Annotated in this window: 7 protein-coding genes; 2 read left to right on the top strand and 5 right to left on the bottom strand. The window is 37.0% G+C overall.

Annotated elements, in window-relative coordinates:
• Positions 1 to 3: 3 nt before the first annotated feature.
• The 3 genes from PO903_RS16015 to ectB form a co-directional block, all read right to left on the bottom strand.
• Positions 4 to 12,816 carry a non-ribosomal peptide synthetase gene (locus PO903_RS16015; RefSeq protein ID WP_273593923.1) on the bottom strand — a complete coding sequence of 4,271 codons (12,813 nt, stop codon included), beginning with the start codon at positions 12,814 to 12,816 and terminating at the stop codon, positions 4 to 6.
• Complete coding sequence (gene fabD / locus PO903_RS16010) at positions 12,813 to 14,021, bottom strand: ACP S-malonyltransferase (protein WP_273593922.1); 1,209 nt, start codon at positions 14,019 to 14,021, stop codon at positions 12,813 to 12,815. The genes PO903_RS16015 and fabD overlap by 4 nt, the downstream gene beginning before the upstream one ends.
• 131 nt (positions 14,022 to 14,152) lie before the next feature.
• On the bottom strand, positions 14,153 to 15,457 hold the full coding sequence (gene ectB, locus PO903_RS16005) for a diaminobutyrate--2-oxoglutarate transaminase (RefSeq protein ID WP_273593921.1): 1,305 nt from the start codon (positions 15,455 to 15,457) through the stop codon (positions 14,153 to 14,155).
• 424 nt (positions 15,458 to 15,881) lie between these two features.
• Between ectB and PO903_RS16000 the strand changes: the two genes are divergently transcribed.
• Positions 15,882 to 16,121 carry a hypothetical protein gene (locus PO903_RS16000; RefSeq protein WP_069327641.1) on the top strand — a complete coding sequence of 80 codons (240 nt, stop codon included), beginning with the start codon at positions 15,882 to 15,884 and terminating at the stop codon, positions 16,119 to 16,121.
• Between the two features lie 404 nt (positions 16,122 to 16,525).
• On the opposite strand, the gene PO903_RS15995 is transcribed toward PO903_RS16000, so the two are convergent.
• Positions 16,526 to 17,188: a DL-endopeptidase inhibitor IseA family protein gene (locus tag PO903_RS15995; RefSeq protein WP_273593920.1), complete on the bottom strand. Its 663-nt coding sequence runs from the start codon at positions 17,186 to 17,188 to the stop codon at positions 16,526 to 16,528.
• Positions 17,189 to 17,416: 228 nt separating this feature from the next.
• Between PO903_RS15995 and PO903_RS15990 the strand changes: the two genes are divergently transcribed.
• Positions 17,417 to 18,604: a copper amine oxidase N-terminal domain-containing protein gene (locus tag PO903_RS15990; RefSeq protein ID WP_069328267.1), complete on the top strand. Its 1,188-nt coding sequence runs from the start codon at positions 17,417 to 17,419 to the stop codon at positions 18,602 to 18,604.
• A gap of 46 nt (positions 18,605 to 18,650) precedes the next feature.
• On the opposite strand, the gene PO903_RS15985 is transcribed toward PO903_RS15990, so the two are convergent.
• Positions 18,651 to 19,427 (bottom strand): hypothetical protein, encoded by a 777-nt coding sequence (locus PO903_RS15985; RefSeq protein WP_273593919.1) that lies wholly within the window; start codon positions 19,425 to 19,427, stop codon positions 18,651 to 18,653.
• Between the last annotated feature and the right edge of the window lie 12 nt (positions 19,428 to 19,439).

The following is a 19,439-nucleotide window of genomic DNA, read 5'->3' as shown; positions in this document are numbered from 1 at the left end:
TAATTAGACATTCTCATAAAATTGTTGGATATCTTCGAAATCTTCCAAATCTATATCTTGTGCACCGACATCAGTGGGTGTTAATTCACGCTCTTCTTTATGCATACAGTGATCAATCATAGACCCTAATGAGCGCTCTATATGCTGTAACAGTAATTCTATAGCTGTAGCAGTATAGCGTTCAGTATTGTAATTCAGCTTAATATTTAGCTGCTCTTCTTCTATATAAGTACTACATACTAAATCGTGAATAGAAGGTACTTGAGCCAAATGATCTAATAATTCTGCTTCAAAATGTAGATACTCTTCATTCCAAACATCTCTATAATGAAAGCTAACTGGTGTATAGTGTTCAGACAATTCATTTTCCATGTATCGAAGCATAGCGTAACTCATTCCCTGATCCGGTACCTGTCTTACTGATTCTTTGACCTGTTTAAGCAAAACAGCAAGATCCTCTGATGTCGTATTAAATACAAGTGGATACAATGAGTTAAAATGACCGATTGTGCGAGTGGCATCCCATGTCTGCTGTCCTTCTGTAAATAACATTTCACGTCCTGTTATTTTCATATCTATAAGAAGGGCTTGTTCATTTGGATATATCGCTAACTGTAAAGCTTGCCCAAAAGCAGCTAACAAAATTTCAGAGGTATGAGTTCCATAGACATGATGTACATCAGTCATCAATTGTTTTGTTTTTTCCAGTGAGCACTTGATTGACATTTGATTCATCGGGCGTAAATTCGCTTGTTGCGCAAGCTTTGGAATGTTGTTTTGAATATCCGATGGAATTTGGTTCCAGTAGCGAACCTGGTTCTGCCAATTCCCTGTGATGAGTTGATACTCTAACTGCTGATTCCATGTCTGATAAGCGATTGTTTTATCTACAAATTGAATCGGTTGATCTGCTAAATATTGGCTGTACCCGAGTGCTAAATCTTTCAATAAAATAGACCATGAAGCTTGATCTATCAATAACTCATGTAGAGCAATGAATAAATAATCGCTCGTATCAGTATGGAAAATAGCTAACCGAATCAGTGGCCCTGTTCCTGGAATGATCTGCTGACCGATCCGTTTCTGTTCTTGCTGCATATATTCGTGATCCTGCTCTGGTGATGAAGATAAGGACAATATATCCAAGCTAAATAACGACGGGTCTGGTGTCTGATAGATCCACTTTCCTTGCATCTGCTTATTCTGATCGTTTACCTTGTCTGTCTTTTCTGAAAACTCATTATTTACAGGTATATATCCCAAACGTAGAGCATCATGATGTTCTAGCAACTTCTCTATCACTGTTCTTACAGCTTTCTCTTCCCAACGCTCGTTAGCACGCAACCATACAGATTGATAATAAGGAATAGAGATATCTGAATATTGATGTAGGAATGCATGCTGTCCAGGTGATAATATCGCTTCACCTGTTACTAGAGATTGATCTACAAGAAGAACACTAGATTGGACAATATTACTTAATCCACGAATGGATGGATGTTCAAATAACGATTTGATATCAAGTGTATAGTTATGCTCATGTAGCCTTGCAATCACTTGAATCGCTTTGATCGAATCTCCTCCAAGCATAAAGAAATTATCATGCACTCCCACCAATTCACGTTTCAATATATCTTGCCAAATTTGAGCCATTAGCCATTCTAGATCATTTTCTGGAGCCACATATTCAGTATGTGTTGCATACCCCTCTTGAGGTTCAGGTAATGCTTTACGATCGGTTTTGCCATTCGGTGTTAAAGGCATCTGATCGATAAATGTATAATGTGAAGGTACTGCATAATAAGGCAGGTATTGGGCAACATATTCATGTAGATCTGCTCCTGTATATTCTTGTTGTGTATTCTGAATAACATAAGCACAAATTACAGGTTCTTCTTGATCATTTGTTTTAATTACCACAACAGCTTCTTGTATGCCTTCCATAGCAGTTAAGCAATTCTCAATCTCGCCTAGTTCAATTCGGAAACCCTTCACTTTAACCTGATAATCAATACGTCCGATAAATTCGATCTCACCGTTGATTTTCCAGCGTGCTAGATCACCAGTGCGGTACATACGTTGACCACTTGTAAATGGATTATCTACAAATTTCTCATCTGTAAGGTCTTCTTGCTTCCAATACCCTCGAGCCAATCCTTCACCTGCAATACATAATTCGCCGGCAACCCCCAACGGTTGAGTTCTCATGGCAGAATCAACAATATATAATTCTGTATTGGCAATAGGTTGGCCAATAGATATCGAAGAAGCTTTTGTTAATTCTTTAACAGTCGACCAGACTGTTGTCTCCGTAGGACCATACATATTGAATATACGTAATCCTTCAATAGTCTGAAGTTGTTGCAACATTGGGATTGGTAGAGATTCCCCACCGATCATCATATCTTTTACATGATGTAGGGCTTGTCTACCCTCTTCATGATTAAGTAGCATTTGGAGACGAGAAGGCGTCATTTGCATCATATCAATACGATAATCGATGATTAACTTAGCGAGCTCCATAGGGTCTGCTTGATGATGACGCTCTCCTATAACTACCTGCATTCCTTCCAATAGCGGTAATATCGTTTCCAATACAAAAATATCAAAAGACATCGTAGTTAGAGATAAGATCACTTTATCTGGAGTAAAAGGAATCACTTGCTTCATTCCTGTTACAAAATTCATAACCGAACGATGTTGCAACATTACACCTTTCGGTTGTCCAGTAGACCCTGAAGTATAGATGACATAAGCAAGATGCTCTGGTTTTACAGAAAGGTTTACATTCGTTTTATTCATATGATAAGATGCTTGATCTTCAAGATATAATACTGTGCCTGTATAATTCAGTTCTTTTAACAAATGACGGCTCGTCAGTAAAATCGAAGCTTCACTATGCTCCAACATATACTCGATCCGACCTATTGGATATTCAGGATCAATCGGAACATAAGCACTACCTGATTTGAGGATAGCTAGCAGAGCAATTACCATTTCAATCGATCGATCTACCATAATTCCAATCAATTGATCGTAACCTGTTCCATATTGAACCAACGTATGTGCTAATTGATTCGCACGTTCATTCAATTCGCTATAAGTGATTGATTGTGTATTGCAGACTAATGCAATATTGTCAGGCAATGATCTTACCTGTTGTTCCCACTGACTATGGATAGTCTGATTAGAAGGGAACTGCACTGCTGTATGATTAAAATCATGCAATACCAGTTGCTTTTCTATATCTGTCATTAGATCGATTTCTGCAAGTGGAAGATGGTTATGGTCAACAGCTAATTGTAAAATGTGAATAAAGTGTCGATGTAATTGTTCAACAGTACTTTGTGCAAATAATGCTGTTGCATATTCCCATGTACAATCCAATTGTTCTTTCTGTTCCGTCATATACAGCGATAAATCTAGCTTGGCTATCCCCGCATTAAATTCCTCAGGAACAAAAGTGACTTCTCCTGCTTTCAAAATATTAGTACCTGTATTTTGCAGACTAAATAGTGTATCAAATACTGGATTACGGCTAAGATCACGTACGCTATCCAGCTGTTCTACCAGTTCTTCAAATGGATATTCTTGATGCTCAAAAGCATTTAAAGATACTTGTTTTACCTCTTCTAATAATTGATAGAAATTCTGAGACGGCTGTGGTTGTAATCGCAAAGCTAATGTATTTACAAACATTCCGATCACCGCTTCTGTATCCGCATGTCTACGTCCAGCTACAGGAGTACCAATAATCATATCGTTTTGACCACAGTATTTAGACAAAAGAATCTCATAAGCTGTCAACAACACCATATACAATGTCGTTCCCGTCTGTTGCGCTAATGTATATAGCTTGTCAGTCAGCACATTATCAATTGTGAACGTTAAGGTATGACCCGCAAATTGTTGTGTCTGCGGACGGATATAATCAGTAGGTAAGTTCAGAACAGGCAGATCACCACTTAATGTATTCAGCCAGTAAGCTTGCTGTGTCTGTAATATTCCTTCTGCTATCTGCTGCTGTTGCCACATCACTACGTCTTTGTAATGAACATGAACTTCAGGTAACCATCTTCCCTGATAACTATGAACTAATTCATCCAATAGTATCGCCATTGAAAATCCATCTGCTATTGCATGATGCATATCAACGAGAAGAGCATAATTCTGATCTGACCATGTTAATAATTGAGCTCGAAATAACGGAGATTGATTCAGTTGAAAAGGCTGCACAAAAGCCTGACGCATTTCTGGCAACTCTTTTTCTTGAATCGATAGAGTCTCTATTTCAATTGGCAGATATAGATGAACACGCTGAATCACCTGATCCTGATCCCATTCCAATGAGGTTCTAAATGATTCATGGCGAGCAACGACTTGTTGTAATGCTTTGATAAGACGCTCTGTCTGCAATGGACCTTGAATCATAAGCTGTCCAGAAACATGATAAGCTAGTCCACCATTACCGATTTGCTCCATAATATACATTCGCTTCTGTGCAGATGATACGGGATAAAAGGCTTGAGGTTCAACGGATTCAATCGGCAGATAAATAATATGTTCACCGCCCTCAATATACTGGACAAGTTCACTTATAGTCTGTAGATTGAACATTTCACGAAGCGGAATATGTATAGCAAATTCTTTATTAATGCGTGATAAAATCACGGTAGCTTTCAAAGAATCTCCTCCTAATTGGAAGAAATTATCTGTTCGCTGTATGTTTTCAATCCCTAATACGTCCTGCCAGATTTGAAGAAGTTTATAAGTCGTATCACTTTCATTTTCAACAGAAAGAATACCACTTTGTAAAGGTATTGCCGTGATTCCTTGTTGTAATGGATCAGGTAAACATTGCAAATCAGGTTGCCCATCTTCCAATACAGGAATAGATAACATAGGAATCAAAATACGTGGTTGCATATAATCAGGCAATTGTTCACTCATCTGTTGACGAATATACTCAGGATCATACGACTGATGATGTGTTTGATCCATTTCTAAATAAGCACAAAGTTGATATGGATCGAATGTGTTACTTAAAGTGATAACAGGAATGACCACACATTTTTGGAACGAAAATGTAGTTATCATGTATTTCTCTAACTGTTCTAGATAAACTTGATGACCACGAATCATCTGAACACGATTGGTATCGCCTACATATTGAATGCGTTGGTCTATGCCCCAATACACAAGTTGACCGGTACGTTGTAACGCAGGTATAGATTGATTACTTTGCGAATCATGAGAATTAGTAAATGCTGAATGCTGTTGTCCAACATGCAACTCACCTATCGTTCCTGGCAAAGCCGGTTGGCCATATTTGTCTAAGACATAAGGGAATTGTCCCTGATGATCTGCTAATGAAATCCAATATTCATCAAGCTTGTTCAAAGCAGTTGCAGACAAAAGAGTATGCTTCATCATAGGCACTTCCATATGTGCAACCACTTTTTCCAAAAATGTAACGAAGCCTATCGTCCATTCTTCAATGACTTCTTTAGAAAAAAGGTCTGCATTATAATCCATGTCTATAGAAAGTTCTTTACCTATTGGAGTGACATTCAAGAACAATTCATATTTACTATAATGAATATCATGAGTTACCAGTTCAGTGACTAATCCTTCAAAATGAAGAGCTGGCAATGCACGGTCCATATTAAAAACAGTATGAATAGCGGGTAAATGTCCTATACCACGTTCAGCCAAAGATGCAAAACTATACATTTGATATTGTTCTATCTCTTTCATCTTTTGCTTCACTTGATCTGTATATTCTGCAAAAGACATTTCCTGTGTAACTTCAGTAATAACCGGTAACAGATTTACACAATTTCCAACTAACGCATAAGCTTCCATGTGTGCTTGTCCTGCTGTAGGTACACCTACAGTGACTGTAGATTGTCCTGTTAGACGATGAAGTACATATTTGAAAGTAGTCAATAAAGTAACAAATAAAGTGGTTCCCAATTGAATACTCGTAGTACGCAATTGCTGCGCCAGTTCTTCAGTCAGAGTCACTGTATGTCGACCGCCTTGAACAGAAGGTAAAAGAGTACCTCGATAGATAGATGGAAGCTCCATCACTGGAAGGCTCTGCTTCAAATACTGATTCCAGTAGGTCACAGCTTCACGACTTTTAGAATGATTTAGCTGTTCTTCTTGCCATAGGACGTACTGCTGAAAAGGAATCGATTCAGGCAAGCGAACAGGTTTATTATGTACAAGAGCAGAATAAATCTGTTCCAGTTCCTGAATACACACACCGATCGACCAACCATCTGCTATAAGATGATGGAAAGTAAACACAGCAATATACTCATCCTTTTTCATTTGCAAACATTGGATACGGAATAACGGTTCTATCGAAGTCATGGTGAAAGATAGTTGTTGCTGTTCATTCAACCATGATTTCATTTTTTGTTCTTTGTCGGTCGAATCATACATTGTAAAATCAAATACAGGAATTAACAATTCCATCTGTGGAGCAACCATTTGATTTTCTCCATCATGACTCATGTATGTTCGTAATGCGTCATGACGTTGCATGACTGTATGTACTGCCTCTTTAAAAAGAGTCATATTCAGTTCTCCATGAAACTGCAAAATCGCAGTTTCATGAAGGGACTGAGCTTCCATTTTACCGGATGAAGAAGCAAACCATAATTGCTTCTGATCAGCTGTTAAAGGAATGATTTTCTCATTCGCAGAAGAAGAGTCGATAGGTTGTGGTATAGATAATTGATCCGGATCATCATCTGGATCAGTCGGCAGATCAGGTAAAAACCCTCCATCTCGCAACTCTTGTACACTATCCTTGACTGCCTGTACAATACGAGCAATATCTTCTTCGGTATGTGCAGTAGATAAAAAGCAATTGCGTCCTTCCCAGATATAAATGCCTTTATTCAACATATGATAATAAAACAGCTCTAGATCTCCTTTTAATACAAAACGGAATAACGATCCAAAGTGAACAACTTTCATAGGTAGTTGTCCATCTTCAAAAAATGTATTCAATTCTGAAGCCAACTGAGCTGTTCTTACATTGAGATTCTCTTGTAATTCAGGTCCTTCTTCTTCCATACGATTCAATACAGCCAATGCTGCCGCCATAGCTAATGGATGATGACAGAATGTACCTGCAACAAAAGTACGGCGATGTTCATGAGCAGGATAAGATTCATCTCCGAAACTCCAGGTGCCTCCATCGACTCCATCCATATATTTGGCAGTTCCAGCAACGATACCAATCGGCATTCCGCCACCAATGACTTTTCCATAAGTTACTAAATCAGCTTTAATATCGAATATTGCTTGTGCTCCACCTGAATGAATACGGAAACCTGTAATCACTTCATCAAAAATAAAAGCTGTATCTGATCGACGAGTCAATTCACGAATCTGTTGTAAAAATGCTTTCGGCTGAAAATCGGGACGACGACTTTGAACAGGTTCAACAAGTACAGCAGCCAAATCATGACCATTGGCTTCAATATAATCTAAAGCTTGTTGTGTACCATAATTAAGAACAACAATATCATCGACCATATGTTGCAAAATTCCAGGTGCCAAAGGAGTAGAATGTTCTTTATTTGCACCTGCACTACCCAGAGCAAGAATGCCATCAAAAGTACCATGATACGAGCCTGCAAAAATAACAACTTTACTGCGTCCAGTAGCTGCTCTCGCTAAACGTAAAGCTACCATAATAGCTTCAGTACCGGAATTATACAAAGAGATTCGTTCCGTTCCCGTCATCCGTGTGATCGCTTCTGCCACTTGCCCTGCCATATTAGACATGGGTCCTACACACATACCTTGCTGTAACTCAGCTTCAATCTTTTCACGAATAAATGAAGGATTATGACCGAAAAAGTTCACTCCGAATCCCATGGTGATATCCACATATTCATTATTATCAAGATCCCACAACTTTGAACCTTCTGCGCGTTGGGATACAATTTGATACACCATTTCTTTTAACAATGGTCGAAATCCAGCAATATTGCGATTATTGGCATAAACAGAGCGATATTGTTGTGTATATTCTTTTGTACTTGCTGTGCGCTGATTATACTTTTCTATTAATTGTTGGATATGATTAGCTTGACGTACAGGTAACGAATGATCTGCTTGTAATTCTAATGACTTATAAGCAACAAATGGCTTCATTTCTGGATGAATGGTTGGTTGCTGGGATGAAATGGTAGTTAGAGATGTCTGTTGCTGATCTACGATAATTGATTCAGTTACTGCTGTTTCTTGAACTACACTTGATTCTGAACCGATCGTAGCCACAGCTTGTCCATTTAATACTTCTAATTGATAAGACATTAATTGAAGCTGCTGTGCCATGATTCGTTCTACAGATGAGTAAGAACTATTCACTTCAGATTCCGGAATACTTTGGGTACGATTACTCTGCGAAGTGTAATGTTGAATGTCTGCTGTCACCGTTTGGTTCGCTGAAGACGTTTCTATTTCCAGACTGACTTCATGATGGGCTGAAGAGGTATTCACAATCACTTCATGCTGAGTCCCCATTAATGTATCGATCGTTTGCTGAGGCAAAATATCTGTAATATACGTAGTGAGTATATTAAGATTCGTTAGAGATTCGAAAAATTCACTCATCGGAATATCTAGATTAAACGTATCTTTGATACTATGTCTCACTTGAGACAAATTGATAGAATCTAGACCCATTTCCAGAAAGTGAGTATCTGCTTCCAACTCTTCTGCTGTTAACTGAGATACATTACTGATCATCTGCGTAATCGTTTGTCTGACAACATCTTTCACAGCATTCTTCGACTCCTTCATCATTAGCATCGTAGATTCTTGATGATTCTGTATAGATACAACTTCATGAGATGTATTACTGTTTATTTCTTGAGATCGCAATGGTAATGAAACTGCTTGTTGAGGTGCTTCAATCCAGCACCTTTTCTGTTCAAAAGGATACGTTGGTAATGGTACACGTCGATAGTTCTTTTGGGCGTATACTTCTTGCCAAGCAATATCGGCTCCTTGTACATACTGTTCAGCTAATTGCTCTACAGCAAATAAGGTATCGATAGTCCCTTGATATTTAGAAGCAGAAGTTTGAATCAATTCTACTTTTCCTGCAAAAATCCCCGGCGCTGTTATTCCTTGTTGATGAAGTTGGGTTAACCGACTTAGGAGTTCGGTAGAAGACTGAGCTACGATAGCCACTCGATAATGTAAATGACTACGACCTGTATTAGCGGTATAACACACTTCATGTAAACGATCAGACATCGCAGGAGATTGTAAACATTCCGTATATTGCTCAATCAATTGTTGAAGTGCCTTTTCGGTTCGTGCTGATAATGTCAAAATCAAAGGATCGGTATTTATTTCTGTTCGATCCTGATCTTCAGGTTGTATATATTCTTCAAGTATCATATGGCAATTGGTACCACTGAATCCGAACGAACTCAACCCTGAACGTCTTGGTATACCATCCATAGATAGCCATGGTTGAAGCTTACGATTCACATACACAGGCGATTGTTCAAAAGCAATCTGCTGATTCGGTGTACGGAAATGAACCAATGGCGCAAGTTGTTGATGTTGTAACGACAAAACAGATTTAATGAGTCCTGCAATGCCTGCGGCTTCATAAAGATGACCAATATTACTTTTCACTGTACTGATTGCGCAAAATTGTTTCCGTGAAGTGTATGCTCGAAATGCACGACTGATGCCTTCGATTTCAACAGGATCACCTAAGCGAGTTCCTGTACCATGTGCTTCAATATAGCTAATCGTCTCGGGATCTATACCTGCATCTTCCCATGCTTGAGTAATCACTTCTGCCTGAGCCAATGCATTAGGAGCAGATATACCTACTGTACTTCCATCCTGATTGATTGCACTTCCTTTGATCACTGCTAGAATATGATCACCATCTATCTTCGCTTGTTCCAGAGACTTCAGAAACACCGCGCCTACGCCTTCTCCCCAACCTGTCCCATCTGAACTATCATCAAATGCACGTGCACGATCATCGGAAGATTCCATGCCTAGCCCTGCTTTTAATGGAAGCAAAATCGTTTTCACTCCACCAGCCAAAGCCATTTCACATTCGCCGCTTTGAATTGCTTTGCATGCCATGTGTACAGCTACAAGAGAGGAAGAACAAGCTGTATCAATAGTTACTGCCGGTCCTTTAAGATTGAGTAGATATGAGATACGACTTGGAATAATCGAAGATAGATTCCCTATCGCAAAATTAGAAATAGAAGCTGGTGTTACTTCACTAAGTAAACGCTCGTATTCAAAGCTTGTTTTGGAAAAGCCAACGTATACGCCTACCTTACGACCTGATAATATAGTGCCACCGTAACCTGCATTTTCAATCGTGCTCCAGACAGTCTGTAGAAATAAACGTTGATTAGGATCCATCAATGAAGCTTCACGTGGAGTTAATTTAAAAAAGGAATAATCGAACTTATCCACTTCATCTAAATAACCTCCATCTGCTAATTGCTGACTACGCCCCTCAGTATTCAATTGAGAAATAAAGAACTGTGCATCTGCTTGTCGTTGCTCGCTGTAACTCCCTACACAATCTTTGCCTTCCGCAATATTGCTCCAGAATTGTTCTAACGTTCTGGCTTGTGGGAATGTACCGTCCATTCCGATAATAGCAATATCTTTACTTGCGAGAGACGATGACATATTGGGTATAGACTTATGATCAGAAATATCTACTGACTCATCTCCATTTGCTAGATAATGAGCCAGTTTGGCTATGGTAGGATAGGAGAAAAAATCTGTGACTTCCACTTTCACATCGAATCGTTCTTCTAACTGATCTACGATTTGTACCATTTGTAATGAACTAACACCAATATCAAAGTAACTATCATGCACACCAATCGTATTTGTATTTAAAATATGCTGACAGATATCTACTAATTGGCGCTCCACTTCTGCTTGTTCTAGTGATGCGGATATAGAAGTGGGTAAAGAGATCTCCGATAGCAAAGAATCTGGTACAGTAGCAGATTGTAATAAATCTACTGGTAAAATAGTTTCCGCATCCTTTTGTTCTGGTATTTCTAATGTTTCTAATGGATGCAACAAAGGTTGTGTCATTACACTAGCAAATACACCTTGTGCATAATCTTCTGCTAATTTAAAGCGTTGCACTTTACCACTGGTTGTTTTGGGAATACGACGAATAGGCAATACTTCATGAACTTGCCATCCACCACGATAATTAAGATGGCTTTTCAAACGTTGAGCAATAGGGGCAAAATCAATAGACTGCTTTACATGCATCACAAATACAATCATTCGATCTTGTTGAATGCTCTCATCATAGACTCCACATACGGCTACTTTGCCGAGTTCAATGCCTTCAACTTCTTCTGCCACTCGCTCTACATCATGAGGATACACATTCTGTCCATTCACAAAAATAATATCTTTGGCTCTACCGGTAATAGTCAATCGGCCTGCGCACATAAAACCTAGATCGCCTGTAATTAGCCAACCATCTGAAGTGATCACTTTAGCAGTAGCTACAGGATTATTGTAATAGCCACTGGTTACATTTTTTCCACGAATATGAATATGACCAATATGAAGATCGGGTATAGGTTGATGATCTTGATCGCTGATACGTATTTCACAGTTTTCTAGCGCATATCCTACATCTGCAAAACTAATTCGATTCCGATCATTGTAAGCTACTTCAACAATAGCTTCTCCAATATTTAATTGATCTCGATGCAAATGGATAGATATTAATTCTTCATGAATCGGTGGATGACTAACACCCACACTTGCTTCTGCCATACCATATACAGCGATCATTGAAGATTTTTTTAAGTTATATTTGCTCATGGTTTCTAGAAATAGATCTGCTAATTCAATAGAGATCGGTTCTGCTCCATTTTGAATCATTTCTATCGTAGAAAGATCCCAATTCTGTGCATTTTCAGGTTTGTATTGAGCAAGGAAAAATTTGTAGCCGAAGTTAGGAGAGCAAATATGTGTCACTTGGTGCTCTGAAGATTTTTTGAGCCAAAGGGTAGGACGTCTTATGAATAAAGCAGTAGGCATAATATATTGGGTTGCATTCGAAACGAGACAAGTTAGATGAAAAGCAATCAATCCCATATCATGAGTTAAAGGCATCCATCCGAGATAAGCTTTGTTTTCGCCTAATTGAGTACCGTGGGCAATATCGCGTGTATTATAAATTAAGTTTTCGTGGGTAAGCATGACCCCTTTAGGGTCACCTGTAGATCCTGAAGAGAATTGAATAAATGCGAGATCTTCCGCTTGCACTTTCGCGGGGATTCCTGGCGTAAGATTTTTATAGTCTAGCGCATCAATAAATAATGTTTTATTGGCGATTTTCTGATAATCTTCACTTAATTCGTGTTGAACAGCATATTTTTCTAAATTTGAAAATGTTTTGGGGTCTGTGATCAGATAGGGATGATTTAACGTATTCCAAATTTTAAATAATTTCATTCGATGTTCTTCATTATTTCCAACCGTAACAGGTACAGGGATAATACCGCCTAGTAGACAGCCCCAAAATATATTCAAAAAAGAACGATTATCTTCGACTTGCATCAGTAACTCATCGCCTGCAACCATTCCTGCTGCTTGAAGTTCTCTGAGCACCAGTAAAGATTCTTCTTTTAACTGGCGATACGATTGATATTCTTCTACCGTATCCGCTGTAATATAAGTAATCCCATGGGATGCCAACCGGGCTTGATCTTCAAAAGCATCCAATAATGTCAGATAGTGCTTCATGCCAATCCCCCTACAAGCTGATGTATTAAAACGTCTTGTTGACTTGGTTTTTCACCTTTTTTGGTACGCAATATTTCAGTAAGACAACTAGACGCCTTTTCACGAATATTCGCTGCATGTAAATCATTCGTATTGGAGAGCGACACTTCGCTTAACATTTGTTTGAGTCGTTGAATAGGTTGAATTACACCTAATTCATATTCTTCTTCATTCCAATTGCAGTTAGGCAGAGATATGGATTGAGCAAGACATTCCTTAAGCCAACCATCTAAAGAATAATCTGTAATTAAGCGCTGTCTATCCTGATGTTTATCAAAAGCATAGCCGTGGGTCGTGGGAACAATATCCTCAGATAATCGTGTTAATATATTGCGCGGGCCGATTTCAATCGTTGTATGTACTCCCTCTGCTACCATGTATAACAGAGACTGTTGCCATTTGACTGCGCAAGTCATTTGATCTATTAATCCTTGCCGAATATGTACATCATTTGTGTATGGTTGTGCTGTAACATTAGAAATAATAGGCCAGCGACTTTGTTGAAATGTTTGCGTATGTAAAAAAGTTGCCAGGCGATCTGCTGCCTGTTCCATCAAAATAGTATGAAAAGGACCACTCACAGATAATAAATTCATCTGTACCTGTTGCTGTTCAAGTGATCTGTTTAACCTTTCCAGAGCCTGCGAGTGCCCTGCTACTACATGTTGAAGTTGAGAATTATAACAAGCAATCACGACAGGTTGTTCAGGTGTACTATGTTGTATACATAACCGTTCTAATTCATCGAGATCTATTCCTCGAATAGCGATCATGCTACCTGTACCATCTTTGGCAGTGTTCTCCATGAACTGACCACGTTGCTGAACAAGTCGTAATCCCTCTTGAAAAGATAAAGCCCCACTAGCAACCAGTGCTGAATATTCACCTAGGCTATGTCCGGCAGATAAAATAGGCTCTATTCCCACTTGGTGCATGTATGTTTGAAATGCGATCATACTCATCGTTAGTAACGCGGGCTGTGTGTAAGAAGTACGTGATAATTGTTCCATTTCGCCTGTAGAACATAATGTGTACATATCATAGCCAAGTATGTCGCTGGCTTCTTCCATGATCTGTTTTGTATGAGAGTCATATTTGTATGTGTTCACGCCCATTCCTTTATACTGCGAGCCCTGCCCAGGAAATAATAAAGCAATACCACTCATAACAAATCCCTTTCCTCTCTGTAGCACCCTATCTGTATCATTATAGATGGGCCTTTTTGCAAACAGTAAACATAACAGATAACGAGCTTTTTTAAATGACTCGCTATCTGTTTTTATTTTGAAATTATTTATTATTCCATAACAGTAGCATAATCTTGTTGTTGGTAATCCGTTGTTTGATGATCTAAATACTCAATTAAAGATTGTTTGATGATATTACATCCCTGTTGTAGATATTCAGTTTCTATCGTTAGAGCAGGCATCAATTTGATCACAGTATCATTACGACCTGCTCTCTCAATAATTAAGCCCAGTTCATAACAACGAGAAACCACGAATTTGGCGGCACCTTCTGCGTCTTTTAAACCACCAAGATCAATTCCCCAAATCAAACCAAGTCCACGAATTTCTATTGTAGAATGTAATATCGCTATCTCCTGATGTAAAAATGTATGAATCATTGCTTCTTTGCGTTTGACCACTTCTTCGAGATGAACAGACTCTCGATATTCCAAAGCTGCGGTTGCACCAATAAAAGCAAGTTGATTACCTCGGAAAGTACCATTATGCTCACCTGGTTTCCAAATATCCAGATTAGGTTGAATAAGTAATAATGACATCGGTAATCCATATCCACTGATTGACTTGGATAACACAACAAGATCGGGTTGTATACCTGCTCGTTCAAAAGAGAAGAATGAACCTGCTCGGCCACAACCTACTTGTATATCATCAACAATCATCAGAATTTCATGGCGCTTACATAACTCGCTTAAACGTTGTAGCCATTCAATAGGGGCAACAATCACGCCACCTTCAGCTTGTACCGTTTCCAAAATAATAGCAGCTGGCTTTTCTATGCCACTATTAGGATCAGTCAACACATTTTCTATGTATTCAATCGTATCAAAGCTCCCCATAAATCCATGAGGATAAGGCATAAAAGTTACATTTGGCAATGGAGCACCCGCTCCGTTACGGTTATAAAGATTACCTGTAACTGCCAAACTGCCGTAAGACATACCGTGAAATCCACCCATAAAAGAGAATATACCTGTACGCCCCGTTGTTTTACGCGCTAATTTCAAAGCCGCTTCAACTGCATTGGTTCCAGTAGGCCCACAAAATTGGATTTTATAATTCATTTCTTTAGGAATAAGAATAAGTTCGGTGAATGCATCAATAAATTTCCGTTTGGCTATTGTGTACATATCTAATCCATGAATAATACCATCTGATTCTAGATAATCAATCAACTGTTGCTTGATGAAATCAGGATTATGCCCATAATTTAGTGCTCCTGCTCCAGCAAAAAAGTCGATAAATTGTTTCCCTTCTTCAGTGACCATTGTTGAATTTTTAGCATATTGAAATACATCACCAAATGCTCTGCAATAAGACCTTACATTCGATTCCCAAAGCTCAAATGAATTCATTATTCATCCTCCATGTTTTTGGTATATTCAAAAGATTTTTGACATGTTGTGCCAAAATCGTAATACACATTTGCTTTAAATTAGATAGGATTAATTTTAGGAAGGTATGATAATTATTAGTGGAATAATTTAGCATGGGAAATAATACTCAAATGATTAAATAAAGAAATATTTAACAAATTAACTCATCTGCTAACCTAACTTGCATTCTTATGATAGATTAGTAACGAAGAGGATGTCAAACCATTAAATGGTAATTATTAATACTTATTTCATGTTCAAATAGCGTTTATAAGTAATTATTTTACATATAGTTTACAATGTCATTTTTAGAAAACATAAACAAAATAATAGACTTCTGACAATTCATGATATATACTCAAGCAGATCATTCCAGTATTTGGATAATAGAAAGGTGGATAATATGGCGAAGTCTATTGGTCATTATTTAAAAATTTTTGTTCCACTTGGTATTATTGCAGGCGTTTTGGTGTATGTATTAAATATGTTTGGCTTAGAAGTTCCGCTTGTTATTGGTAATAAAACTTATTATGGATCAGAAGCAGCTATCAGAGAATTAATAGCAGTTCCTGTAGGGTTTATTATTTTAGGCTTTATTGTAGGTATCCTTGTATACGCCTTCAGAAGCAAACAAACTTCTTAAATGTTCTTCTAACCACCTATTAATAACTTTTTTATTTAAAATCAATCGATCTGTTATGTACATAGCTAATTATTAAAAAAATCAGACAAATGGCTCAAATTGTCTGATTTTTTTATAATTTATTGACTATTATCTTTATTATAAATACTTTTATAAGTAACTATTTTACATATTTATCCTGTTAAATATATAAAAATATTATATATTTAATAATAAAAAGGATGTTATATTTCAAATTTATTCCTAATTTCATAGTGGATATATGGACAACATCATATAAAACTTTTGTCTCGTTATCATTAAATTAAAAATGCTTTTTCTAAACGTAATCGATCACGTTAGAAAAAGCATTTTTTAATAGTTAGTTCTATAGAGAAGATTGAATTCTAAAGGACAACTTAACATTAGAATAATGCGCTTGGTGATGTATTGATTTTCCAAAATCCGTTTACTAATTCGAACTTAACCAGCATACGCTCTACTGGATGTGCATCTTTAACATAAGGAACGGTCAAACGATATACACGAGCGGTATCAGTCATGCTGATCATTTTAGCAGTAGAACGGTTAAATTCTAACATACTAGCTTTTTCAGTGACCAATTGTGCAAGTTTACCATTGTTTTCGATGATATATTTTTGAATATACGCTTCACTCGCTTGTTGCGTATACGTTTCTTTCAAATAGGCTAACAATTTAGCATTTGTATCAATATCTGTAGACAAATAGCGATATGTTTTGTTATTTATAGAAAAAGTAGCGTTCGTTGTAGATGGTTTACCACCGGTGGATGTATATACATATCTTTTTTCAGCTTCGACAATCAGTGGAGTTACACTATCATGATTTAACTTTTTCACTCCAGTCCATACGCCATCTTTTGTATAATAAGAGACTGCTGGTGTTGTAGCAGTAGTTGTGGTGGATGCTGTTGCTTTAGATGCATTAGCAGCAGGTAATGCTGGAGTTGAAGATGCTGCTTGCACCGAATGTGCTGAATATAACGATGCCGTTACCAAAGCAGTAAGTGCCCAAGTGCCAATAGCCAGTTTGTTTACTTTTTTCATTATTTCATGTCCTCTCAAATGTGCTTTCTTTTATTTTGAAATCTGTAATCGTTACTATGTAACCTCTTTATTATGACATATACATAACCTATATACCACTTTCGCTCAATATTTAACCATTTATATCCATTAGGAGTAGTAAATGCAACTTTTTATTTTAGTTCACGTCTATTATAACGTTCTTATATTATAATTTACACATTTAGTCTACTAAAGGAGGTATAACAAATGATATATTCTATGATTCGCTCTACTGCCAAAATTGTTGCAATTGCCTTATTATCTAGCACTTTTTATGTCGTTCTATTCACTACTGTACATACAGATCAATCAGCAACTGCTTATGCTGAATCATCTACGTCTCAGTCTATTATTCAAGTCATGCTCAATGAAAGTAATATTACACAAGATCTTAAAACCTCACCTCTTATGATTCAAGGTTCAGTCTATTTGCCTTTGCGAGAAATCAGTCAAAAAGTAGGGATTCATACGTATTGGAATAGCTCTCAACATACCATTACACTAACTTATCCTAAATATTTAACAGAATTAAATCAGAAAAAAGGAACAGTGAAGATCAATAGTAAAATTAAAAATCTTCCACAAGCAATACGTACGATCAAAAATACTACGTATGTACCTGCCCGTATGATTGCAGAAGCTTCAGGTCAGCAAGTGATTTGGAATAGTAAAAAACAAGTCATTACATTCAAGTCCAATACCACCTATGCTAAAGCAAATAGCAAAACGGCTACTGTCTGGTTCAATAATCAAAATAATGAACTGTACTTCTCTTCTTCTTCTTTTGCCAAACCAGTTTTGGCAGGCAAATTGCAAGCCAAACTTGAACATCTGGTACGTCTTCAAGTCTATGATATCGGTACAAGCGGTCATACGGTTGAATGGTTAGATAATTTTGGTGAACCAATGATCAATTATGATTTTTATACAGCTTTTGTCAAAGATGATAAAATAGTTCGTCAGGCACACGCTGATTACTGGCAAAGGTATGATCAAAATGTTATCCAATACAAAGACAATGCTGTACTTGTTAATAAAGATACACTTGAATTTTTAGATTTTTCAGGCAAAGTCACTTCTCGTTATAACTTAGCCACCCTCACAGGTATACAAACTAATTACTCGGTAGTTGGAATCACTGATACGTATTTAATTGTTCGTCCTAATCATACAGGTCTTCTTACATTAATTGATTTACGAGATAAGTCTAGTGTTCTTCTATATAAAAAGTTGTTGAATAAAGAAGAACAAGAGTATTGTGAACTTAATGATGTGCCTTATCATGGAGATGATCTGATATTTACAGGTGAAAATACAAATGGAGCTTTGACTTTTGAAAATCATGGTTATTCAAAAAGCGGAGTGAAAAAGTATGTATATGTGATGAAAGATTGATATTACCCGTTTAGAAGAGATAGAATAATTGGATTCACTACAATCATTACTTTTTAGATTTTATGAAAAAGATAAATAAAACAAATTGCGTTATTATCAAAAAAATCGGCGATATCCAATCTATTCTTAAAGGAAATACCATTAATAGAATAAAAGCAAGATATAACCCTTGTACAATTGAAAATCTAACCGATTTCATATTGTTAAATAAAGAATCTACTAATATAGTCAGTAAAAAGAAAGATATGATAATAACACCAAAAAAGCATATCATGTTAATTTTTGCTGACCAACCGATAGTTTGAGAAACATTAATATATATAAAAATACTTAAAACGAAATACATAAGTACTACCATTACAGAAAATACGGGTCTAACTATTTTAATTGAAAACAATATAAACTGCTCTACAGTAGATACTTCTTGAATAGCTATAGGCATTTTATTTACCTCATTTTTAATAGCTATTTTTATCACATTCAAAGTCGCTTCTGAACGGTTACTATAGAATAATTCTATTTTGCTCCTTAATTTATAATCAAAATAGATGATACATTCGGAAAGCTTATTAATAAGTTCATTTTGATCTTGAAGGCTTCTACTGCTTTTTTCATAAATAGATAAACCTGCTTGTAACTTATAAAGTAATTCGTTCTTTTTAATAGCTACTGCCTGTATATTTTTATCATTTTCAGCATACATAGTCGCAAATGTTTTGTACATAAATACAAAAAAAGTCGCTACACCTGCAATCATAAATTTAGTACTGGCGCTCAATGTATTAAATTGCTCATACACCGCTTGAATATCGATCATCTGCATATTGTATCCCCT

This window comes from Paenibacillus sp. PK4536, assembly GCF_028594455.2.
Classification (GTDB): Bacteria; Bacillota; Bacilli; order Paenibacillales; family Paenibacillaceae; genus Saccharibacillus; species Saccharibacillus nuruki.
Note: the sequence above shows the minus strand (reverse complement) of the source record. Positions and strands in the feature narration are given on the sequence as shown.